Origin of the sequence: Aquibaculum sediminis (genome assembly GCF_040712085.1) — a bacterium.
GTDB classification, from domain to species: domain Bacteria; phylum Pseudomonadota; class Alphaproteobacteria; order Kiloniellales; family DSM-21159; genus Aquibaculum; species Aquibaculum sediminis.
In genome coordinates this window covers 162,968-183,151 of the sequence record NZ_JBFCVK010000007.1, presented here as the reverse complement: position 1 = coordinate 183,151, position 20,184 = coordinate 162,968, and the positions used below count along the sequence as shown (strand labels likewise).

Annotated in this window: 25 protein-coding genes and 1 tRNA gene; 23 read left to right on the top strand and 3 right to left on the bottom strand. The window is 64.5% G+C overall.

Features of this window, described 5'->3' with window-relative positions; translation table 11 throughout:
* Positions 1-26 precede the first annotated feature (26 nt).
* The 6 genes from infA to ABZ720_RS13060 all read left to right on the top strand — a co-directional run bounded on the left by infA (position 27) and on the right by ABZ720_RS13060 (position 3,418).
* A complete protein-coding gene (infA, locus tag ABZ720_RS13085) occupies positions 27-245 on the top strand; it encodes a translation initiation factor IF-1 (protein ID WP_275823490.1) in 219 nt (72 codons plus the stop codon).
* Between the two features lie 15 nt (positions 246-260).
* Positions 261-839 carry a Maf family protein gene (locus tag ABZ720_RS13080; RefSeq protein WP_366555968.1) on the top strand — a complete coding sequence of 193 codons (579 nt, stop codon included), beginning with the start codon at positions 261-263 and terminating at the stop codon, positions 837-839.
* Positions 836-2,011, top strand: a complete 1,176-nt coding sequence (locus ABZ720_RS13075; RefSeq protein ID WP_366555967.1) for a ribonuclease E/G — start codon at positions 836-838, stop codon at positions 2,009-2,011. Before ABZ720_RS13080 ends, ABZ720_RS13075 begins: the two co-directional genes overlap by 4 nt.
* Positions 2,012-2,015: 4 nt before the next feature.
* Positions 2,016-2,270, top strand: a complete 255-nt coding sequence (locus ABZ720_RS13070) for a DNA gyrase inhibitor YacG (RefSeq protein WP_366555966.1) — start codon at positions 2,016-2,018, stop codon at positions 2,268-2,270.
* Positions 2,267-3,244, top strand: a complete 978-nt coding sequence (locus tag ABZ720_RS13065; RefSeq protein ID WP_366555965.1) for a S1C family serine protease — start codon at positions 2,267-2,269, stop codon at positions 3,242-3,244. Before ABZ720_RS13070 ends, ABZ720_RS13065 begins: the two co-directional genes overlap by 4 nt.
* Positions 3,245-3,342: 98 nt before the next feature.
* Positions 3,343-3,418 (top strand) — tRNA-Phe (locus ABZ720_RS13060).
* 31 nt (positions 3,419-3,449) lie between these two features.
* Here the strand turns inward: ABZ720_RS13060 and ABZ720_RS13055 are convergent.
* Together ABZ720_RS13055 and ABZ720_RS13050 are read right to left on the bottom strand one after the other, a co-directional pair.
* Entirely contained in the window at positions 3,450-3,623 is a 174-nt protein-coding gene (locus tag ABZ720_RS13055) for a helix-turn-helix domain-containing protein (protein WP_366555964.1), read from the bottom strand.
* 73 nt (positions 3,624-3,696) lie between these two features.
* On the bottom strand, positions 3,697-3,969 hold the full coding sequence (locus ABZ720_RS13050; RefSeq protein WP_366556010.1) for a BrnT family toxin: 273 nt from the start codon (positions 3,967-3,969) through the stop codon (positions 3,697-3,699).
* Between the two features lie 250 nt (positions 3,970-4,219).
* On the opposite strand from ABZ720_RS13050, the gene ABZ720_RS13045 reads away from it, so the two are divergent.
* From ABZ720_RS13045 to ABZ720_RS12975, 15 genes are all read left to right on the top strand, one after another.
* Positions 4,220-4,975, top strand: coding sequence for an ABC transporter ATP-binding protein (locus tag ABZ720_RS13045; RefSeq protein ID WP_366555963.1), 756 nt, complete (start codon positions 4,220-4,222; stop codon positions 4,973-4,975).
* Positions 4,968-5,711, top strand: coding sequence for an ABC transporter ATP-binding protein (locus tag ABZ720_RS13040; RefSeq protein WP_366555962.1), 744 nt, complete (start codon positions 4,968-4,970; stop codon positions 5,709-5,711). The genes ABZ720_RS13045 and ABZ720_RS13040 overlap by 8 nt, the downstream gene beginning before the upstream one ends.
* A gap of 64 nt (positions 5,712-5,775) precedes the next feature.
* Positions 5,776-6,975: an ABC transporter substrate-binding protein gene (locus ABZ720_RS13035; protein WP_366555961.1), complete on the top strand. Its 1,200-nt coding sequence runs from the start codon at positions 5,776-5,778 to the stop codon at positions 6,973-6,975.
* Between the two features lie 80 nt (positions 6,976-7,055).
* The gene (locus tag ABZ720_RS13030; RefSeq protein ID WP_366555960.1) at positions 7,056-7,943 is read left to right on the top strand and encodes a branched-chain amino acid ABC transporter permease; all 888 of its coding nucleotides are present in this window, start codon (positions 7,056-7,058) and stop codon (positions 7,941-7,943) included.
* Complete coding sequence (locus tag ABZ720_RS13025; RefSeq protein ID WP_438264102.1) at positions 7,943-8,929, top strand: branched-chain amino acid ABC transporter permease; 987 nt, start codon at positions 7,943-7,945, stop codon at positions 8,927-8,929. The genes ABZ720_RS13030 and ABZ720_RS13025 overlap by 1 nt, the downstream gene beginning before the upstream one ends.
* A 230-nt stretch (positions 8,930-9,159) precedes the next feature.
* Positions 9,160-9,741 carry a DUF433 domain-containing protein gene (locus tag ABZ720_RS13020; RefSeq protein WP_366555959.1) on the top strand — a complete coding sequence of 194 codons (582 nt, stop codon included), beginning with the start codon at positions 9,160-9,162 and terminating at the stop codon, positions 9,739-9,741.
* 2 nt (positions 9,742-9,743) lie between these two features.
* A complete protein-coding gene (locus tag ABZ720_RS13015) occupies positions 9,744-10,118 on the top strand; it encodes a DUF5615 family PIN-like protein (RefSeq protein WP_366555958.1) in 375 nt (124 codons plus the stop codon).
* A gap of 148 nt (positions 10,119-10,266) precedes the next feature.
* Complete coding sequence (locus ABZ720_RS13010; RefSeq protein WP_366555957.1) at positions 10,267-10,599, top strand: FtsB family cell division protein; 333 nt, start codon at positions 10,267-10,269, stop codon at positions 10,597-10,599.
* A gap of 142 nt (positions 10,600-10,741) precedes the next feature.
* The gene (gene pdhA / locus ABZ720_RS13005) at positions 10,742-11,917 is read left to right on the top strand and encodes a pyruvate dehydrogenase (acetyl-transferring) E1 component subunit alpha (RefSeq protein WP_366555956.1); all 1,176 of its coding nucleotides are present in this window, start codon (positions 10,742-10,744) and stop codon (positions 11,915-11,917) included.
* Between the two features lie 70 nt (positions 11,918-11,987).
* Positions 11,988-13,373 (top strand): pyruvate dehydrogenase complex E1 component subunit beta, encoded by a 1,386-nt coding sequence (locus ABZ720_RS13000; RefSeq protein WP_366555955.1) that lies wholly within the window; start codon positions 11,988-11,990, stop codon positions 13,371-13,373.
* 18 nt (positions 13,374-13,391) lie between these two features.
* Positions 13,392-14,774: a pyruvate dehydrogenase complex dihydrolipoamide acetyltransferase gene (locus ABZ720_RS12995; protein WP_366555954.1), complete on the top strand. Its 1,383-nt coding sequence runs from the start codon at positions 13,392-13,394 to the stop codon at positions 14,772-14,774.
* A gap of 18 nt (positions 14,775-14,792) precedes the next feature.
* Positions 14,793-16,193, top strand: coding sequence for a dihydrolipoyl dehydrogenase (gene lpdA, locus ABZ720_RS12990; RefSeq protein WP_366555953.1), 1,401 nt, complete (start codon positions 14,793-14,795; stop codon positions 16,191-16,193).
* A 4-nt stretch (positions 16,194-16,197) separates the two neighbouring features.
* Positions 16,198-17,154 (top strand): lipoyl synthase, encoded by a 957-nt coding sequence (gene lipA, locus ABZ720_RS12985; RefSeq protein WP_366555952.1) that lies wholly within the window; start codon positions 16,198-16,200, stop codon positions 17,152-17,154.
* A gap of 12 nt (positions 17,155-17,166) precedes the next feature.
* Positions 17,167-17,613, top strand: a complete 447-nt coding sequence (locus ABZ720_RS12980) for a type II toxin-antitoxin system RatA family toxin (protein ID WP_366555951.1) — start codon at positions 17,167-17,169, stop codon at positions 17,611-17,613.
* A 28-nt stretch (positions 17,614-17,641) separates the two neighbouring features.
* A complete protein-coding gene (locus tag ABZ720_RS12975) occupies positions 17,642-18,523 on the top strand; it encodes an SDR family oxidoreductase (RefSeq protein WP_366555950.1) in 882 nt (293 codons plus the stop codon).
* Here ABZ720_RS12975 and ABZ720_RS12970 read toward each other — a convergent pair.
* On the bottom strand, positions 18,520-18,834 hold the full coding sequence (locus ABZ720_RS12970; RefSeq protein WP_366555949.1) for an ArsR/SmtB family transcription factor: 315 nt from the start codon (positions 18,832-18,834) through the stop codon (positions 18,520-18,522). The two genes, ABZ720_RS12975 and ABZ720_RS12970, sit on opposite strands and share 4 nt — an antisense overlap.
* Positions 18,835-18,882: 48 nt before the next feature.
* Between ABZ720_RS12970 and ABZ720_RS12965 the strand changes: the two genes are divergently transcribed.
* On the top strand, positions 18,883-19,701 hold the full coding sequence (locus ABZ720_RS12965) for an alpha/beta fold hydrolase (RefSeq protein WP_366555948.1): 819 nt from the start codon (positions 18,883-18,885) through the stop codon (positions 19,699-19,701).
* 16 nt (positions 19,702-19,717) lie between these two features.
* Positions 19,718-20,164 carry a zinc metalloprotease gene (locus ABZ720_RS12960; protein WP_366555947.1) on the top strand — a complete coding sequence of 149 codons (447 nt, stop codon included), beginning with the start codon at positions 19,718-19,720 and terminating at the stop codon, positions 20,162-20,164.
* Positions 20,165-20,184 lie beyond the last annotated feature (20 nt).

Here is a 20,184-nt window from a genome sequence, read left to right as displayed (position 1 = left end):
TGCGTGAAATCAGCAAGATCAGAGGCATGTCCAAAGAAGATTTAATGGAATTCCAGGGCACAGTTGCAGAACTGCTGCCCAACGCCACCTTTCGCGTGAAGCTCGACAACGGCCACGAGGTGCTGGCCCATACCGCGGGCAAGATGCGCAAGCACCGCATCCGTGTGCTGGCCGGTGACCGTGTGAACGTGGAAATGACCCCCTACGACCTGACCAAGGGTCGCATCACCTTCCGCTTCAAGTAAGGCGGGGGCGCGCTCATGACAGTGCCGCCACTGGCGCTCGCGTCTGCGTCTCCACGGCGGCTGGAACTGCTCAGGCAAATCGATATCGAACCGGACCGGGTGGTGCCGGCTGCGTTGGATGAAACACCCGGCGCCGACGAACTGCCCGCCGTCTATGCCGACCGTATGGCCCTTAGCAAGGCCGAGGCGGTGGCTGCCACCAACTCCGACAGCTTCATCCTCGCGGCCGACACCGTGGTGTCGCTCGGCCGGCGCATCCTGCCCAAAGCCGAAACGCGCGACCAGGCGCTGGACTGTCTGCAGCTTCTGTCCGGCCGTCGCCATCGCGTGATCGGCGGGATCGCCCTGCTTGCGCCCGATGGGCGCCAGGCCAGGCGGCGAGTGACCACAGTGGTTCAGTTCAAGCGCCTGACGCCCCGAGAAATCGACGCTTATATCGACAGCGGGGAGTGGCAGGGCAAGGCAGGGGGCTATGCCATCCAAGGCCGGGCCGCTGCCTTCATTCCGTGGATTCGTGGCTCTTACAGCAACGTCGTCGGCCTCGCTCTGGCGGAAACGGCGGCTCTGCTGTGCGGGCTTGGCTGGAAGGCGTGAGCGGGCGACTCCTCATCAGCAGCCTGCCTGGGGAGACCCGGGTCTTTCGCTTCGACGCAACGGAGCGCCTGCTTTGGCTGCGCGTGCAGCGCGCTGACCGACCTGGGGCGGCCGGCGATCTGCTGCTCGGCCGGGTGCAGGCGCTGGACGCCGGTCTCAACGCGGCCTTCGTCGATATCGGCCTGGAGCGTCCCGGGTTGCTGCCCCTGGGCCGCAACAAGCGTCGCCCGACCGAAGGCGAAGCGCTGCGTGTGCGCATCACCCGCGCGCCCAGCGAGGACAAGGGCGCGCGCCTGGCCTTTGCCGCTGCAGCCGCCGCCGAAGGGTCTGAGCGGGATGCGGCGCGCAAACCGCCCTGCCTGCTGCGTACTGGAGACGACCCGCTGGAGCTATTGCGCAGCGAGGAACAGCCGCCCGATGAGGTGATCTTCGATGATCTCGGGGCCTTCACCGCGGCCCAGGGTGCCCTGCGTGACCGACCAGACCTGAGCGATCGCCTGGTCCTGGATCGGCAGGGCAGCAGCTTTGGCAGCGCGCTGGAGGCTGAAGTGGAAGCCCTGCTGCAGCCCCAGGTGCCGTTGCCCGGCGGCGGCAATCTGCTGATCGAGCCGGTGCGCACCCTGACGGCCATCGACGTCAACGCCGGCGCGCACGGCGGGCAGGGGGCGCGGCGCAGCGTCGAGGTCAACCGGGAAGCGGCCTGGGAGATTGCCCATCAACTGCGCCTGCGTGATCTGTCCGGGCGCATCCTGATCGATTTTCTGGAGATGCCCGGCCGGGAGGAGCGCCAAAAGCTGGCGGAACTGTTGAGCCAGTTCCTGGAAGGGGATCCGGAACCGGTGCAACTCTTTCCACCGCGTGGCCAACTCTTCGAACTCACCCGTCGGCGCAGCCGTCCGCCTTTGCACGAGTTGCTGGGCCGGCGCTGTGGTCTGGGCGGCGGGGGCTGGGCGCGCGATCCGGTGGCCGTGGCCTATGAACTGCTGCGGCGCATCCGTGCCTTGCCGCCGACGGCCCGGCCGCGTCTGCGCATCGCGCCGGCCGTAGAAGCGGCCTTGCGCGGTCCGGCTGGGCCGGCGCGGGCCGAGATCGAGGCGCGCCGCGGACGGGCCCTTGCCTGTGAAATAGAACCGGGCAGGGCAGTCGACCTGGCTGAAATTGTGATAGAGTGACCCCATGAGTGATCGCATCCTGCCCTTTCCGCGCCGCCGTGCCGCCGGGGAAACCCGGGGTGAGCGCACCGGTGAGCGTTGCCCCATCTGCAGCAGGCCCGCCGTGGCGGAGCGACGCCCCTTCTGCTCGGCGCGCTGCGCTCAGATCGATCTGGGCCGCTGGCTGGGTGAGCGCTACCGAATCCCCACCGAGGAGCCGGAGAGCAGCTTGTCCGAGGGGGAATTCTCTGAGGAGAATGGACGGGAGGAGCAATTGTGACGCTGCCCCACCTTCACCGCAGTGCGCTGGGTCTCGCCTTGCTTTTGGCCCCGGCGTGGGTGCCGGGCGATGCCCAGGCCTTTGACAGCGAGATCGTGGAGTCCGTGGTCTCGGTCCTGCCGGTCTGGCCCGGGCATCCTCAAGGAGGCACGCCGGAGTTGCCGCCGGGCGTTGCGCCTGAGGCGAGTGCCGTGGCCATCGCGCCGGAAGGCTATCTCGCCACCGCCTATCATGCTGTGGCCGATGCCGAATCCATCGACGTACGCCTGTCCGACGGTCGCCTGCGTCCCGCAGAGCTGGTCGGCGCCGATGCGGCCAGCGATATCGCCCTGCTGAAGATCGAGATGGACCTTCCGGTACCCATGCTGGCGGACGTGCTGGAAATGGATATGGATCTGGGCGATCCGGTCTGCGCCGTGGGCAATGCCTTTGGCCTGGGCCTGTCTGTGACCTGTGGCGTGGTCTCGGCCCTGCGCCGGACCAACGCCGGCTTCAATGCGATCGAGGACTTCATTCAGACCGACGCCGCAATCAATCCCGGCATGTCCGGGGGTGCGCTGGTGGACGAGGAGGGGCGCCTGGCGGGACTGGTCTCCGCGATCTTTGCCAGCGAATCCGACACTAACGCAGGTGTGAATTTCGCGGTCTCGGCCAAGCTGCTGCGCCGCGTGAGCCTGGATCTGCAGCAGCATGGTGAGGTGCTGCGCGGCAGCAGCGGCCTGCGCGTGCGCGATCCCTCCCGGGAGGAGCAGGCGCTGGCGGCCGGCGCCGTGGTGAGCGGCGTCACTGAGGAGAGCCCCGCCGCCCGTGCCGGGCTGCGTGAGAGCGACCTGATCGTCGAGATTGCCGGGCGGCCGATCACCTCGGCCGCGGACGTGAACACCGCCATTCATCTGCACCGACCGCAGGAAAGCTTCTACATCACCTTCCGCCGCGGCGAGGTGCGCGAAACTGTCACCTTGACGCTGGAGTAGCGGTCGCTGCATTTCGGTCAGAGAAAAGCGTCTAAGAAGGCTGGACAGCCACCGGGTCATCTCCTATACAGCCAGCCGTCGCCACCGCGGTGGCCGGCGCCCAGGTAGCTCAGTTGGTAGAGCATGCGACTGAAAATCGCAGTGTCGGTGGTTCGATTCCGCCCCTGGGCACCATCCTCCCTCCGCCCCTATGGCCGAAAGCAGATTACGCGACTGCTTTCGCCACCATGTCCGAATGCTGGGCGATTACCTTGATATAAGCGATGGCAAAATCGGGTGCCATGACGCGCGCCTGCTCCCAGTCTCTCAGGGTGCCGACAGGCACATGGAACCGATGGGCAAACTCCGTCTGCGATAGGCCCAATTTGATGCGGGTCATGCGAATCAGGCGCGCCCGCTGCCCGCGCTCCAAGCCTTCTGTCGTGACATCCCGGTCTTCTGGGTCGGAGGGGTTAGCCGGGATCGCGATAGCATTCCTCTTGCCGCTTGTTGCTCCTTCTTACTGAGATGAAGCGAGGCTCCCCGTCCCGCCAGACGAAAACCGCTGTAAACAGTCTGTCTCCCACTCTACCAATAACCTTGAAATGCTCCTCGCCGTCTTCGGACCAGAAGGTGGGCAAGATGAGATGCCCTTGGTCCTCAAAGAGCCGGAACCCGAATAATAGAGGCAGATTGTGCTTCGTCCTGTTAACGGCATCCTTGCCCGGATCGAATCTGTCTGCCATGAGGCAAGCAAACGGTATTTCCGTAGTGCGTACAAAATCGAACTTGGGTGGCGCGTCGAAGGCGGTTGTCCTGCACAGCCTGGCGTCGCTTGCTGCATGAAAACGCACGTCGTTTGCGAACGATAGCATGTCGCCTGTTGTCAAACCCGCCCGAAGCCATTAATCCCCACCCGGCGCAACGAGGCGGGTGGCGCGGGCATCAGAATCCGGCTAGGTATCCGCTGCGGGAGTGACTGGGAGGGATGTGTTAATGGCAGCAGACGCCATTCTTACGGCCGTAGGGCTTACTAAGGAATTTAAGGGCTTCGTCGCTGTCGACGACGTCAATCTCTCGGTCGAGCGGGGCTCGATCCATGCCCTGATCGGGCCGAATGGGGCGGGCAAGACCACCTGCTTCAATCTGCTGACCAAGTTCCTGCAGCCCACGCGCGGCAAGATCACCTACAAGGGCGATGACATCACCAGCATGGCCTCGGCGGACATCGCGCGGCTTGGCATGGTGCGCTCCTTCCAGATCTCCGCCGTTTTTCCGCACTTTACCGCACTCGAGAACGTCCGCATTGCGCTGCAGCGTGAGCGCGGCGACAGCTACGATTTCTGGCGTTCGCAAACGGTGCTCAACCAGTACAATGACCGGGCCGAGAAACTCCTCGCGGATGTCGGGCTGACCGATTTTGCCGAAGTGCATGCCGCCGAGTTGCCTTATGGCCGCAAGCGCGCGCTGGAAATTGCGACCACGCTTGCGCTCGACCCGGAAATGCTGCTGCTCGACGAGCCCATGGCCGGCATGGCAGAGGCGGACGTGGAGCGCATCTCGGTGCTGATCAAGCGGATCGCCGCCAACCGCACCATCCTGATGGTCGAGCACAATCTGTCGGTGGTGGCCAACCTGTCGGATCGGATCACAGTGCTCGCTCGGGGCAAGGTCCTGGCGGAAGGCACCTACGAGGAAGTTTCCAAGGACCCGCGGGTCATCGAAGCCTATATCGGAGCCGGACATGGCTGACGCTATGCTGCAAGAGCGCACGGACGCGAACACGCAAGGCGCCCTGCTGAAGGTCTCGGACCTGGAGGGCTGGTACGGTGAAAGCCACGTCCTGCACGGCATCAATTTTGATGTGCGTCAGGGCGAGGTCGTTACCCTGCTGGGCCGCAATGGCGCCGGGAAGACCACGACGCTCAAGGCGATCATGGGCATTCTGGGCAAGCGGACCGGGTCTGTGGTGTTTGACGGGACCGAGCTGATCAAGCTGCCGGCGCGTACCATCGCCCGTCTCGGCGTCGGCTACGTTCCGGAAGAGCGTGGCATCTTCGCCAGCCTGTCCGTGGACGAGAACATGATGCTCCCGCCGCAAGTGAAGCCGGGTGGCATGACGGTGGAGCAGATCTTCGAGCTCTTTCCGAACCTGAAGGAAAGGCGCAACAGCCAGGGCACCAAGCTGTCCGGCGGTGAGCAGCAAATGTTGTCCATCGGACGCATCCTGCGCACCGGTGCGAAAATGATCCTGATGGACGAGCCCACCGAAGGCTTGGCGCCAGTGATCGTGCAGCAGATCGGACGGACCCTGGAGTGGTTGAAGCGGGATGGCTACACCATCGTACTGGTGGAGCAGAATTTCCGTTTCGCAGCTTCGGTCGCCGACCGCCACTATGTCGTCGATCAAGGCAAGGTGGTCGACATGATTCCCAACGAGGATCTCGAAGCGAACATGGAGAAGTTGCACGCCTATCTGGGTGTGTAATGGAGTAGGGTGCCGTCTGCACCCGACAACAGGGGCCGACCGGCCCCGCAAGGGAGGTTAAGGTATGAAAAAAACTGGTCTGATTCTGGGTGGCCTGGCCGCATCGCTGATGGCGACCTCGGCCCTGGCGCAGGACATCGACGTCAAGATCGGCGTCCTGAACGACCGTTCCGGTCTCTATGCCGATCTGTCCGGCGAGGGCTCGGTGATCGCGGCACGCATGGCGGTTGAGGACTTCGACGCTGCGTCCAAGGGCATCAACGTTGAGATCGTCTCCGCCGACCATCAGAACAAGCCCGACGTGGCCTCGAACATCGCGCGGCAGTGGGTTGACGACGAAGACGTGAATGTCATTGCCGACGTCCCCACCTCGTCCGCTGCTCTGGCGGTGAACGAAGTGCTGCGCGGCTCCAACGCGATCATGCTCAACTCTGGTGCGGCAACGTCCGACCTGACGGGCGAAGCCTGCTCGCCGAACACCGTGCACTGGACCTATGACACCTGGGCGCTGGCCAACGGCACCGGAAGCGCCATGGTGCAGGAAGGCGGCGAAAGCTGGTTCTTCCTGACCGCCGACTATGCTTTCGGCCATGCGCTGGAGCGTGACACCGCGGCCGTGGTCGAGGCCAATGGCGGGGAGGTCGTAGGCACCGTGCGCCATCCCTTCCCGGGGCAGGACTTCTCGTCCTTCCTGCTGCAGGCGCAGTCCTCCGGCGCGCAGGTGATCGGTCTCGCCAACGCCGGCGGCGACACGGTCAACACCATCAAGCAGGCGGCCGAGTTCGGCATCACCCAGGCCGGGCAGTCGCTTGCCGGTCTGCTGATCTTCCTGACCGACGTGCACGCTCTTGGTCTGGAAGCGGCGCAGGGCCTGGTGCTGACCGAGTCCTTCTACTGGGATCTCGATGACGACACCCGCGCCTGGTCCGAGCGCTTCATGGAAGCCAAGGGCGACATGCCGACCATGGTTCAGGCCGGCGTCTACTCGGCGGTCCTGCACTACCTGAAGGCGGTTGAGGAAACCGGCTCGACCGATGCCGAGCCGGTGATGGCGGCGATGAAGTCCATGCCGACCAGCGACCCGCTCTTCAGCGACGGTGAAGTCCGCGCCGATGGCCGCAAGATCCACGACCTCTACCTCTTCGAGGTGAAGAGCCCCGACGAGTCCGAGGGTGCGTGGGACTACTATGACGTTCTGGCGACCATCCCGGCCGATTCGGCCTGGCGTCCGCTGGATGAGGGCAACTGCCCGCTGGTTGAGTAATCGGTAACGACCGGTAACCGGGGGCGCGTCGTATCTGGCGCGTCCCCGTCTTTTCCTGATCATACTCGCGAGACGCGCGCATGTTCGAGCTCCTGGGAATTCCACCACAGGCCCTGTTCGGCCAGCTTCTGCTTGGGCTGATCAACGGGTCTTTCTACGCGATGTTGAGTCTTGGGCTGGCGATCATTTTCGGCCTTCTGAACATCATCAACTTCACCCACGGGGCGCAGTACATGCTGGGCGCCTTCGTTGCCTATCTGCTGCTGCAGTATCTGGGTGTGGGCTATTGGGGCGCGCTGCTGCTTGCCCCCATCCTCGTCGGTGCTTTCGGCATCGTGCTCGAGCGTCTGATGATCTCCAAGCTCTACCACCTGGATCATCTCTATGGTCTGCTGCTGACCTTCGGGCTGGCGCTTATCATGCAGGGGCTGCTGCGCAATGAGTTTGGCATCTCCGGTATGCCCTACAACATTCCCTCGCAGCTCTCGGGCGGCCAAAACCTCGGCTTCATGTTCCTGCCGAACTATCGCGGTTGGGTGGTCGTGGCCTCGGTGATTGTCTGCTTCGGGACCTGGTTCATGATCGAGAAGACACGACTGGGCGCGTATCTGCGGGCCGGCACCGAGAACCCGACGCTGGTGGGCGCCTTCGGCATCAATGTGCCGAGGATGATCACCCTGACCTACGGTTTCGGCGTGGCGCTGGCCGCTTTCGCCGGTGTGCTGGCGGCGCCGATCTACTCGGTCAACCCGAACATGGGTGCTGAGATGATCATCGTGGTCTTCGCCGTGGTCGTGATCGGTGGCATGGGCTCGATCCTGGGTGCCATCCTCACCGGCTTCGGTCTGGGCATCGTCGAAGGATTGACTCGCGTCTTCTACCCCGAAGGCTCCTCCGTTGTGATTTTCGTCATCATGGCTATCGTTCTGCTCGTCAAGCCGGCGGGCCTGTTCGGGAGGACTGCGTGATGGCTGGTGAGGCTACTGTGGCAAAGGCAACCACCCCCGCATCTCTCTCCTACGCCCAAGGCATGCCGCGGCTCCATCTGGCGCTCTTCGCTGCCTTCCTGACCATCGCGATATTGGCGCCCTTTTTCCTCTATCCCGTTTTCGTGATGAAGGTGCTGTGCTTCGCGCTCTTTGCCTGCGCCTTCAATCTGCTCCTGGGCTTTGGCGGGCTGCTGTCCTTCGGTCATGCCGCCTACTTCGGTTCGGCCAGCTATATCGCCGCCCATACCGCCAAGTATTGGGGGCTGACGCCGGAGCTTGCGATCCTCGCCGGAACGGCCGTGGCGGCTTTCCTGGGGCTGATCTTCGGCTACCTGTCCATCCGCCGGCAGGGCATCTACTTCGCGATGGTGACCTTGGCCTTTGCGCAGATGATCTACTTCTTCTCGCTGCAGGCCGAGTTTACCGGGGGTGAGGATGGCATCCAGGCGGTGCCGCGCGGGGAGCTTTTTGGCTTCATCAGCCTTGAAGCCGATCGCGCGATCTACTGGCTGGTGCTGGCGATCGTGTTCTTCGGCATCCTCTTCCTCTACCGCATCGTCCACTCCCCCTTCGGGCAGGTGCTCAAGGCGATCCGTGAGAACGAGCCGCGTGCCGTTTCGCTGGGATATCGGGTCAACCGCTACAAGCTGGCGACCTTCGTGATCTCCGCAACCTTCGCCGGCTTGGCCGGCGGCACCAAGGCCCTGGTGTTCCAGCTCGCCTCGCTGACCGACGTGCATTGGACCATGTCCGGTGAAGTGGTGTTGATGACGTTGCTGGGGGGCATGGGCACGATCTTCGGCCCCATCGTCGGCGCTGCGGTCATCATTACCATGCAAAACTACCTGGCGACCTTCGGGGCCTGGGTGACGATCATCCAGGGTGTTATCTTCGTCATCGGCGTGCTGGCCTTCCGCGAAGGCATCATCGGTGTGCTGAGCCGGAAGATCAAAAAGCCTTTGTAAGACGTCAAACTATCGAGAGAGTCTCTCTCCGCTCAAGCTGTTGGAATGGCGTCGCCGGTGGCGACGCCATTCCGCGTTGTAGGATAGCTCCAGCGAGCGGTCCGCGTTCTGTCTGTTTGTGGAAAGCTCCCTCGTGGGCCCCTTCGTTGCCTATGGTGCTCCGGGCGGGCCGCATTGATTCTCTTTGGCACTCGTACTAAATGTTTCCCTACTAAGGGAGACATTGATTTATGGTTGCCTCACATCTCACAGTAAAGGAAGCGGCAGAGCTCTCCGGCGTATCGACGCGCAGTATTGAGAAAGCCACCGAGGAAGGCGTCGTCAGGAAGACGGTGAGCAGGGGTAGTTTGCGCGCGGTGCGCACAGTGCATGTACCTGTGCAGGTTGTGGCCTATGCCTCAGTTCTCAAGCATGTTAGAGGCTTGCACATGGACTTGAATACGAAAAAGCGCCTCTTCCGTTGCATCACAGACTTCGGCGATGAACTCGGAACCTTCGAACCCATGCCCGGCGTGCGCCTCGCGGTCGGCACCCTGGCCGCTGTAGAATGGGCACGGGCGCGCAGCTACCTGTTAGCCAAGGGCGCTTACCTTGAATCGCGCGAAGATATCCTTGGTGGTGAGCCAGTTGTTAAGGGCACGCGCATTACGTGTCGATCCGTCCTGGGCCGGATCGAGGGGGGTGATTCCATTGACGACCTCTGCGAAGAGCACGGCGATATCCCGCGCGCGGCATTCGAGGCGGCCATCACCTACGCGCGTACGCATCCGCCGCGCGGGCGGCCGGTAAAGGGCAAGCCCTGGCGCGCATGAGGTTGTTCCTCGACGAATGCCTTTCCCCTAGGATCGCGCTGGAACTGCTCGCGGAAGGCAAGCACTTCGTGGTGCATCCACGCAACGACGGCGGTCTCGGAGACTCTGATCACAGGGTTCTTGATCGCTGCATTAAAGAGAACCTCGTCATCGTAACCGAAAATGCTCGGGACTTTCGCGTGCTTGCCGCACGCAGCGACATCCACCCCGGCATGATTATGCTGCCATGCGTGGGGCGCCGATCCGCTGAAGCTCTCATTCGCGCGGCGATCGCTCACCTCGAGGTTCTGGGGAACCCGGACGATCTCTTGGTCAACCACGTCCTCGAAATCGACGTGAGTGGCACCATTGAGATCTATGCGCTGCCCCGGGAGTGATTAGGGTAGCAACTGAAGAATGAGGCACAAGCTGCTCTCAAATTTCAAAAGGTGGTTTTAGTTGGCCGACCCACAGCTGTGACAGGCGTCGCCATCGGCGGCCCCTTTTTCCTTTGACGGCCGAGTCGCGACGTGATTCTCTGGCTGGATGAGACTGCTCGCCGACCTTCGTCAGACCATGGGCCATGTCGCGCCCCAGGCGCTTGCCATTGCGGCCGTGGCCTACTTCGCCTTTCACTCTGTGCAGGGCGAACGGGGTTTGCTGGCGTATAAGCGGCTCAATGAGGAACTGGCTCAGACCAGGGCTCTGGCCGCGGAGGTTGCCGATCAGCGTGAAACCTGGGAGCGGCGGGTATCGCTTTTGCGACCGGAGAGCCTTGATCCAGACTTGGTCGAGGAGCGCGCGCGTCTTCTCTTGAATTACCTGAGGGAGGACGAGGCTGTAATTTATTTGCCCAAACGGAATCTGAATAACCAATAACAAGTTAAAACACGGTTTATGGTGCCGTTTCAGATGGTTACGCCTTTGCTTGCGGATTACATCTTTTCCTCCTAACGTGCTGCCCGTAGCATGATTGGAAAGCGGCGCGCCAAGCCCGCCGCATCATCCTTGGGAGGCGCCCATGGCGACAGGTACCGGACAGAGCAGCCGCAGCTCGCGCAAGAGCAGCAGTTCAACCAGCCGCCAAAACGCGCGCAGTCGGTCCCAATCCAGCCGCGCCGCCGCGACTAAGGCCGCGAGCAAAAGCGGGCCCGCCAAGAGTGGGACTGCCAAGGGGAGCAAGAGCGCCACGGCCCGGCAGGCCGATCTGGCCAAGAGCCTGGACCAGGACACCCTTCTCAAGCTTTACGAGGATATGCTGCTGATCCGCCGTTTCGAGGAGAAGGCGGGGCAGATGTACGGCATGGGCCTGATCGGTGGTTTCTGCCACCTCTACATCGGGCAGGAAGCCGTCGTGGTCGGCCTGCAGTCCTGCATCGATGAGAATGACGCCGTTGTGACCAGCTACCGCGACCATGGCCACATGCTGGCGACCGGCATGGATTCAAAGGGCGTCATGACCGAGCTCACCGGGCGCCGTGGCGGCTACTCCAAGGGCAAGGGCGGCTCGATGCACATGTTCAGCCGCGCGACCAAGTTCTTTGGGGGGCACGGCATCGTGGGCGCACAGGTGCCGATCGGTAGCGGTATTGCCTTTGCCATGAAGTACAACGAGGAGCCGGGCCTCTGCCTGACCTATCTCGGCGACGGTGCCGTGAACCAGGGACAGGTCTATGAGTCCTTCAACATGGCCTCGCTCTGGAAGCTCCCGGTGGTCTACGTCATCGAGAACAACAAGTACGGCATGGGCACCTCCATCGAGCGCTCCTCCGCGAAGTCCACAGAGCTCTACAATCGCGGTCAGGCTTACGGCATCCCCGGTGTCCAGGTCGATGGTATGGATGTGCTGGCCGTGCGCGAGGCCGGCCGCGAGGTGATCGAGCACGTCAAGGCCGGCAAGGGTCCCTACGTGATGGAGATGCTGACCTACCGCTATCGCGGTCACTCCATGTCCGATCCGGCCAAGTACCGCTCGCGCGAGGAAGTGCAGAAGATGCGCAGCGAGCACGACCCCATCGACCGCCTGCGCGAGACGCTGCTGAAGCACAAGAAAGCCGATGAGGACGAGCTGAAGCAGATCGACAAGCGGGTGAAGGAGATCGTGGGCGAAGCAGCCGAGTTCGCTCAGAACAGCCCGGAGCCGGATCCCTCCGAACTCTACACCGACGTCTATATCGAGACCCAGGCAGCGGAATGACCGCCGGCCTGCTGCACGCCCTTGACCGGAGCGCGATCTTCAGCGCGCTCGCCATTCGCGGAGCGATGGAATGCCGATCGAAGTCCTGATGCCGGCGCTTTCCCCCACCATGACCGAGGGAAAGCTGGCCAAGTGGATGAAACAGGAAGGTGATGAAATCAGTGCCGGCGACGTGATCGCCGAGATCGAGACCGACAAGGCGACCATGGAGGTCGAGGCGGTCGAGGAGGGCACGCTGGGCAAGATCGTGGTTCCGGAAGGCACGGACGCTGTCGCGGTGAACAGCGTGATCGCGCTCCTGCTCGAAGAGGGCGAGGACAGCTCAGCCCTGGAAGGCGCAGGTAAGGGCGAGGGTGCCAAGGCGGCGCCCCAGGAAAGCGAAGCGCCACCCGCGGAGGCCAAGTCCGAGGCACCGGCCGAAAAGCCCGAGCCGGCTGCCGCCGCACCGGAACCGGAGCCCGAGTGGGACGGCCCCACCAAGAAGCAGACGGTGCGCGAGGCCCTGCGCGATGCCATGGCCGAGGAGCTGCGCCGTGACGAGCGGGTCTTCGTCATGGGCGAGGAGGTCGCCGAATACGAGGGCGCCTACAAGGTCACCCAGGGCCTGCTCAAGGAGTTCGGGGCGAAGCGGATCATCGACACACCGATCACCGAGCATGGCTTCACGGGCCTGGCGGCCGGCGCCGCCATGTACGGCCTGCGCCCCGTGGTCGAGTTCATGACCTTCAACTTCGCCATGCAGGCCATGGACCAGATCATCAACTCTTCCGGCAAGACGCTGTATATGTCCGGTGGGCAGATCGAGAACCCCATCGTCTTCCGCGGCCCCAACGGCGCCGCCTCGCGTGTCGCGGCCCAGCATTCGCAGTGCTATGCCAGTTGGTATGCCCATGTACCGGGATTGAAGGTGGTGTCGCCCTGGTCGGCGGCCGATGCGAAGGGCTTGCTGAAGTCCGCCATCCGCGACCCCAATCCCGTGGTCTTCCTCGAGAACGAGATGCTCTACGGCCAATCCTTTGAGGTGCCGGAGAGCGAGGACTGGCTGGTGCCGATTGGCAAGGCCAAGGTCGTGCGTTCGGGCAGCGACGTGACCATCGTCGCCTTCTCCATCATGGTCGGGAAGGCCCTGGAGGCCGCCGAGGCGCTGGCCGAGGAGGGCATCGAGGCCGAGGTGATCGACCTGCGCAGCCTGCGGCCCCTGGATACGGCCACTGTCGTGGAATCGGTCAAGAAGACCAACCGCATCGTGTCCGTGGAAGAGGGCTGGCCCGTGGCCGGCATCGGTTCTGAAATCGCAGCGGTGATGATGGAAGCTGCGTTCGACTGGCTGGATGCGCCACTGCGCCGGGTCACAGGTGTCGACGTGCCGCTGCCCTATGCCGCCAATCTCGAGAAACTCGCCTTGCCGCAGTCCGACGCCGTTGTCGAGGCCGCGCGCGCGGTCTGCTACCGCTGAATTCGGGGAACCAAGACCATGACGATTGAGGTGCTGATGCCCGCGCTTTCGCCCACAATGACGGAGGGCAAGTTGGCGAAGTGGCACAAGCAGGAAGGTGACGAGGTCGCGGCCGGTGACATCATCGCCGAGATCGAGACCGACAAGGCGACCATGGAGGTCGAGGCGGTCGACGAGGGCCGCCTGGGCAAGATCCTGGTGGAGGAAGGCACGGAGGGCGTGCCTGTGAACCAGGCCATCGCCGTCCTGCTGGAGGAAGGCGAGGACGAGAGCGCCCTCAAGTCGGCGGGCGGTAAGAAGCAGCCAGAGGCCAAGTCCGACGCATCGAACGAGAAGCCCGCACCGAAGGACTCTGGAGAGGCGCAGGAGAGCGCTTCTTCCGACGAGAAGGCGGCCGCGGCCGAGAAGAGTGGCGCGGCCCAGCCGGCCTCCCAGCCCGCGGCCCCGCCGGCGCCCAAGGGCGCGGACGGCGAGCGCATCTTCGCCAGCCCGCTGGCACGGCGCATGGCCGAACAGGCCGGTCTCGACCTGGCGAGCCTGAAAGGCAGCGGCCCCAAGGGGCGGATCGTCAAGGCCGACATCGATGCAGCGCTTTCCGGGGGCGAGAAGCAGCCGGAAGCCGCCGCTGCACCCAGCGCACCGCAGGCAGCGGCTGCCCCGGCCGCGCCAACTCCTGCCGGCCCCGGTGCCAAGCAGCTGGCCGACATGCTGGGCATGGCTCACACCCAGGAGCCGCTCAGCGGCATGCGCCGCACCATCGCCAAGCGGCTCAGCGAGTCCAAGCAGCAGGTGCCGCACTTCTACCTGACGGTCGACTGCGAGCTCGACACGCTGCTGGCCACGCGCAAGCAGCTCAATGAGCGCACCGATGGCGAGACCAAGATCTCGGTCAACGATTTCGTCATCCGCGCGGCGGCGCTGGCCCTGAAGCAGGTGCCGGCGGCCAATGCCTCCTATGACGAAGGCGGCATGCTGTTCTACGAGCATGCGGACATCTCGGTGGCCGTGGCGACGCCGAACGGCTTGATCACCCCCATCGTCAAGCAGGCGGAGGGCAAAGGGCTGGCCACCATCGCCCGTGAGATGAAGGACCTGGCCGGCCGGGCGCGCGAGAACAAGCTGAAGCCCGAAGAGTATCAGGGCGGCACCTTCTCGGTGTCGAACCTGGGCATGTTCGGGGTTAAGCAGTTCGACGCCATCATCAATCCGCCGCAGGGCTGCATCCTGGCCATCGGCGCCGGCGAGCAGCGCGCCGTGGTCAAGGAGGGCGCGCTGGCCATCGCCACGGTGATGAGCTGCACGCTCTCGGTCGACCATCGCGTGGTCGACGGTGCGGTGGGCGCGGAGTTCCTCGCCGCCTTCAAGAAGCTGATCGAAGATCCGCTCAGCATGCTGCTCTGAGCGCGAGGGGAGTCGACGATGGCAGACACAAGTTTCGACCTGGTGGTGATCGGCAGCGGCCCCGGCGGCTACGTGGCCGCGATCCGTGCCGCACAACTCGGCATGAAGGCCGCGGTGGTGGAGCGCGAGCACCTGGGGGGCATCTGCCTCAACTGGGGCTGCATCCCGACCAAGGCATTGCTGCGCAGTGCCGAAGTCTACACCCACATGCAGCACGCAGGCGATTTCGGCCTCTCGGCCGAGAAGGTTGGCTTCGACATCGCCAAGGTGGTGAAGCGCTCGCGTAACGTCTCCAAGCAGCTCAACGCGGGCGTCGGCCACCTGCTCAAGAAGAACAAGGTCGCAGTGATCGAAGGCGAGGGCCGTCTCGACGGGGCGGGCAAGATCAAGGTGAAGGGCAAGGACGGCAAGGAGGCCGGCTATCAGGCCAAGCACATCGTGCTGGCCACCGGCGCACGCCCTCGCGAGTTGCCCGGCCTGGAGCCGGACAAGAAGCAGGTCTGGACATACTTCGAGGCCATGGTGCCCGAAAGCATGCCCAAATCCCTGCTGGTGGTGGGGTCCGGGGCCATCGGCATAGAGTTCGCCAGCTTCTACCGCAGCCTGGGCGCCGAGGTGACGGTGGTCGAGGTGCTGCCGCAGATCCTGCCGGTGGAGGACGAGGAGATCGCGGCCCACGCCCGCAAGCGCCTGGAAAAGCAGGGCATCAAGATCCTGACCTCCGCCAAGGTGACCAAGCTCGACAAGGGCAAGAACAAGGTCACTTGCACGGTGGAGGCCGAGAAGGGCAAGAGCCAGACCATCGAGGTGGAGAAGGTGATCTCCGCCGTCGGCGTGGTCGGCAATGTGGAAGGCCTGAACCTGGAAAGCACCAAGGTGAAGGTGGAGCGCGGCATCATCGTGGCCGACGGCCTGGGACGCACCGCCGAGCCGGGCGTCTATGCCATCGGTGACGTGGCCGGCGCGCCGATGCTGGCGCACAAGGCGAGCCACGAGGGCGTGGTCTGCGTCGAAGCCATCGCCGGCAAGGAAGTGCATCCGCTCGACAAGAACCTGATCCCCGGCTGCACCTACTGCCATCCGCAGGTCGCCTCGGTGGGCATGACCGAGAAGCAGGCCAAGGAGGCCGGCCGCGAGGTCAAGGTCGGACGCTTCCCCTTCATCGGCAACGGCAAGGCCATTGCGCTTGGCGATGCGGACGGGCTGGTCAAGACCATCTTCGATGCCAAGACCGGCCAGCTCCTGGGCGCGCACATGGTGGGCGCCGAGGTGACGGAGCTGATCCAGGGCTATGTGGTTGCCATGAACCTGGAGACGACCGAGGCTGAATTGATGCACAGCGTCTTCCCGCACCCCACGCTCTCGGAAATGATGCATGAGAGCGTGCTTGACGCCTACGGGCGGGCCATCCACTTCTAGAGCCATGGCAGATATCGAAGCAAAGCCCCGGCTGCGTCATCCCGAAAAGGCGCACAAGCCGGACAATCCCGTGCAGCGCCGCAAGCCCGAGTGGCTGCGCGTCAAGGCGCCGGTTTCCCGCGCCTACAACGAGACCCGGGAGATCGTGCGCGAGCATAAGCTGGCCACGGTCTGCGAGGAGGCCGCCTGCCCGAATATCGGGGAGTGCTGGGCCAAGAAGCACGCCACCATGATGATCATGGGCGAGATCTGCACCCGGGCCTGCAGCTTCTGCAACATCTCCACCGGCCGGCCCAATGCGCTGGACCCCTTCGAGCCGACCAACGTCGGCCAGGCGGTGCGCAAGCTGGCGCTGGAGCACGTGGTGGTCACCTCGGTGGACCGCGACGACCTGGCAGACGGCGGCGCCGAGCATTTCGCCCAGACCATCCGGGCGATCCGCGAAGCCTCGCCGGCCACGACCATCGAGATCCTGACCCCCGACTTCCTGCGCAAGGACGGCGCGCTTGAGGTGGTGGTCGCGGCGCGGCCCGACGTCTTCAACCACAATCTGGAAACCGTGCCGCGGCTCTATCCCACGGTGCGGCCCGGGGCGCGCTACTTTGCCTCGTTGCGCCTGCTGGACCGGGTGAAGGAGATGGATCCCTCGATCTTCACCAAGTCGGGCATCATGGTCGGGCTGGGTGAAAGCCGCGAGGAAGTGCTGCAGCTCATGGACGATCTGCGCTCGGCCGATGTGGACTTCATGACCATCGGCCAGTACCTGCAGCCCACGGCCAAGCATCACGCGATCGACCGCTTCATCACGCCGGATGAGTTCAAGGAGTATGAGCGCCGCGCCTATGGCAAGGGCTTCCTCATGGTGTCCGCCTCGCCGCTCACGCGCAGTTCCTATCACGCCGGCGAGGATTTCGAGCGCCTGCGCGCCGCGCGTGAGGCCAAGCTCGCCGCTGCAGGCTGAAGTCACACCCCTATGCCAACCCATGCCGAAAAGCGGCGCATGCCGTACCAGCCGCGCGAACTCTTCGATCTCGTGGCCGACATTGAGCGTTATCCCGAGTTCCTGCCCTGGTGCCTGGCGTCGCGCATCCGCCGGCGCGAAGGCAATACGGTCACCGCCGATCTGGCGGTCGGCTTCAAGATGGTGCGCGAGCGTTTCACCAGCCGCGTGGTGCTGCACGACGAGGCCGAAGAGCATCTGCGCATCGACGTCAGCTACATCGACGGCCCCTTCAAGTACCTGAACAACCACTGGCTCTTCCTGCCCGACGAAAAGGGCTGCCTGCTGGATTTCTACGTCGATTTCGAGTTCCGCTCCCGCCTGCTGCAGAAGGTGATGCAGCCGCTCTTCAACGAGGCCGTCCGCCGCATGGTGGGCGCCTTCGAGGGGCGGGCGAAGGAACTTTACGGCAAGGGCTAGACGCTACTTTTTTCATCTCGGACCGGCCATGAGTGACAGCAGGGTGCATTCGGCCTTCATCTTCGGCCTCGGCTATACGGGGAGCCGCCTCGCGGAGCGCCTGCAGGGGCAGGGCTGGCGGGTGGCCGGGACCGTGAGCAGTGAGGAGGGCGTGCGCCGGCTGCGCGCGCGCGGCATCCAGGCCCATCGCTTCGCGGACGGCACACTCGCCGAGGCGGCGCTGCCGGAGCTCACGGGGGCCGCCTGCATCCTTTCCTCCATCCCGCCGCAGGAGGGCAGCGACATGGTCCTGCCGCTGCTGCACCGGACGTTGGACCGAGACGGCGGCACGCGCTGGTTGGGTTATCTCTCCACCACCGGGGTCTATGGCGATCGCCAGGGTTCCTGGGTCGATGAGACCGCGCCGCCGGCGCCGGGCAGCGCCCGTGCGAGTCACCGCATCGGGGCGGAAGCGGGGTGGGAGGCTCTGGCACAGGAATTGGGTGCCACCTGCGCTGTCTTTCGCATCGCCGGCATCTACGGCCCTGGACGTAACGCCCTGGAGGCGCTGCAGGCCGGAACGGCGCGGCGCATTGTCAAACCGGGCCAGGTCTTCAGCCGCATCCATGTCGACGACCTGGTGACTGTCCTGGCCGCTGCGATGGCGCAGCCGGAGAAGGGCGGGATCTTCAACCTGGCCGACGACCTCCCTGCCAGCACCGCCGAGGTGGTGGCATACGCAGCGGAACTGCTACAACGGCCGCCTCCGCCGGTCGAAGCCTTCGAGAGCGCCGAACTCAGCCCCATGGCCCGCAGCTTCTACGCCGAGTGCCGCCGCGTCTCCAACCGCCGCATTAAGGACGTGCTGGGGGTGACGCTGGCCTATCCCACCTACCGCGAAGGGCTGCAGGCGCTGCTGCGCGCGCTCTAGCTTGCGGCGGTAAGTTCCCTTTCCAGCCAGGCCAGATAGTCGCGGATCGCCGCCTCGTCGCGTTGGCAGTAGGACCACTTGCCCTGCCGGCGCACGGTGATGAAACCGGCCTGCTTCAGGATGTCCAGGTGCCGGCTGGCCGTGGGCTGGGCGATGCCCAGGGCCTCGGCGATCAGGCTCATGCAGACGCCGAACGCCACTGCGTCCGCCGACCACTGCTGCCCGAAGTGCCGTTCCGGCTCCGCCAGCAGGCGCAGGATTGCCATCCGCACTTCGCTGGCCATGGCCTTCATCTGTATTGCCCTGTCCATGCCGACAATCATATAGTCACTTAGCGAAATAACAATATGAGATGCGCCATGCTGGATCTACCGAACGTCATGACCGTCGAGGGCAACGCTGTGCGCTGGGGGAAGCTGGGCGAGGGGCCGCCGCTGGTCGCCATCCACGGCACGCCCTTCTCCTCCCAGGTCTGGCGGCGGATCGTTCCGCAGCCCGCGGGGCGCCGCAGCATCTACTACTTCGACCTAGTCGGCTATGGGCAGTCCGAGATGCGCGAGGGCCAGGACGTGTCGCTCGGCGTGCAGAACCGGGTGCTGGTCGGGCTTTTCCGGGAGTGGGGGCTGGAGCGACCCGACGTGTTGGCGCACGATTTCGGTGGCGCCACGGCGCTCAGGGCCTGGTACCTCGACGGCCTGCGCTATGCTTCGCTCACCATCTTCGACGCCGTGGCGCTGGCGCCCTGGGGCTCGCCCTTCGTCCAGCATGTGCGCCAACACGAGGCCGCCTTTGCCGGCATGCCCGACTATATGCACCGCGCGCTGCTCGCCGCCTATCTCCAGACCGCGGCCCACCAACCGCTCTCCGCCGAGGCGCTCAAGGTTTACAGCGCCCCCTGGCTCGGCTCCGTGGGACAGCCGGCCTTCTATCGCCAGATCGCGCAGATGGACCAGAAGTTTACCGACGAGGTGCAGGGCCTCTACGGCCCCCTCGACTGTCCCGTTACCGTGCTTTGGGGCGAGGAGGACCAGTGGATCCCCTACACGCAGGGCGAGGCCCTGGCGGCACTGATCTCCGACCGCCCCTGCGTGCCTGTGCCCGGCGCCGGCCATCTGGTGCAGGAGGACCGGCCGGAGGCGATTGTGGCGGCGGTGTTGGACCAGATCATGGGCCAGTGATGCGGTGGGTTGAACGGTGCTGGGTGCGCGGGAGTGCAAGCCGCGCACCGCTGGGGCCAATGGGGTAAACCCGCCCTCCGGCTTCGTCCACGACAGCGTCACCGACGACACCCTGGCGCAGGCTCTGCTGCACGAGATCGCCCACACCCTGTCCCTGCGCCACAATCCCACCGACTGGGCCTGCGCGCCCGACCCCATCGGTCGCTACGAAGAAGGCATCGAGGGCTTCCGCCTGGACCTGAGCGGCCTGAACGGCTGGAACAAGTCGGTCAGCGAAGGCAACGGTGAGGTTGGGGAGGGCATCCTGCGCCACGACCTGCTGCTCTCCCTCATGTGGCCCTATCCCCTGCCCATCGCCGGTGTGATGCTCACCATGGATGAATACGCCGCCGTGCAGCAGGACATCGAACGCGGCTTCTCATTGAGCAGCCGACGGCAGGAAGGGCCGGGGTGCCCTGATTAGGAGTGGGCCTCCCGGGCGTT

Coding starts and splice junctions, on each gene's coding strand:
- infA (WP_275823490.1), top strand. CDS start 27: ATGTCCAAAGAAGATTTAATGGAATTCCAGGGCACAGTTGCAGAACTG.
- ABZ720_RS13080 (WP_366555968.1), top strand. CDS start 261: ATGACAGTGCCGCCACTGGCGCTCGCGTCTGCGTCTCCACGGCGGCTG.
- ABZ720_RS13070 (WP_366555966.1), top strand. CDS start 2,016: ATGAGTGATCGCATCCTGCCCTTTCCGCGCCGCCGTGCCGCCGGGGAA.
- ABZ720_RS13055 (WP_366555964.1), bottom strand. CDS start 3,623: ATGACCCGCATCAAATTGGGCCTATCGCAGACGGAGTTTGCCCATCGG.
- ABZ720_RS13050 (WP_366556010.1), bottom strand. CDS start 3,969: ATGGCAGACAGATTCGATCCGGGCAAGGATGCCGTTAACAGGACGAAG.
- ABZ720_RS13045 (WP_366555963.1), top strand. CDS start 4,220: ATGGCAGCAGACGCCATTCTTACGGCCGTAGGGCTTACTAAGGAATTT.
- ABZ720_RS13040 (WP_366555962.1), top strand. CDS start 4,968: ATGGCTGACGCTATGCTGCAAGAGCGCACGGACGCGAACACGCAAGGC.
- ABZ720_RS13035 (WP_366555961.1), top strand. CDS start 5,776: ATGAAAAAAACTGGTCTGATTCTGGGTGGCCTGGCCGCATCGCTGATG.
- ABZ720_RS13030 (WP_366555960.1), top strand. CDS start 7,056: ATGTTCGAGCTCCTGGGAATTCCACCACAGGCCCTGTTCGGCCAGCTT.
- ABZ720_RS13025 (WP_438264102.1), top strand. CDS start 7,943: ATGGCTGGTGAGGCTACTGTGGCAAAGGCAACCACCCCCGCATCTCTC.
- ABZ720_RS13020 (WP_366555959.1), top strand. CDS start 9,160: ATGGTTGCCTCACATCTCACAGTAAAGGAAGCGGCAGAGCTCTCCGGC.
- ABZ720_RS13010 (WP_366555957.1), top strand. CDS start 10,267: ATGAGACTGCTCGCCGACCTTCGTCAGACCATGGGCCATGTCGCGCCC.
- pdhA (WP_366555956.1), top strand. CDS start 10,742: ATGGCGACAGGTACCGGACAGAGCAGCCGCAGCTCGCGCAAGAGCAGC.
- ABZ720_RS13000 (WP_366555955.1), top strand. CDS start 11,988: ATGCCGATCGAAGTCCTGATGCCGGCGCTTTCCCCCACCATGACCGAG.
- ABZ720_RS12995 (WP_366555954.1), top strand. CDS start 13,392: ATGACGATTGAGGTGCTGATGCCCGCGCTTTCGCCCACAATGACGGAG.
- lpdA (WP_366555953.1), top strand. CDS start 14,793: ATGGCAGACACAAGTTTCGACCTGGTGGTGATCGGCAGCGGCCCCGGC.
- lipA (WP_366555952.1), top strand. CDS start 16,198: ATGGCAGATATCGAAGCAAAGCCCCGGCTGCGTCATCCCGAAAAGGCG.
- ABZ720_RS12980 (WP_366555951.1), top strand. CDS start 17,167: ATGCCAACCCATGCCGAAAAGCGGCGCATGCCGTACCAGCCGCGCGAA.
- ABZ720_RS12975 (WP_366555950.1), top strand. CDS start 17,642: ATGAGTGACAGCAGGGTGCATTCGGCCTTCATCTTCGGCCTCGGCTAT.
- ABZ720_RS12970 (WP_366555949.1), bottom strand. CDS start 18,834: ATGGACAGGGCAATACAGATGAAGGCCATGGCCAGCGAAGTGCGGATG.
- ABZ720_RS12965 (WP_366555948.1), top strand. CDS start 18,883: ATGCTGGATCTACCGAACGTCATGACCGTCGAGGGCAACGCTGTGCGC.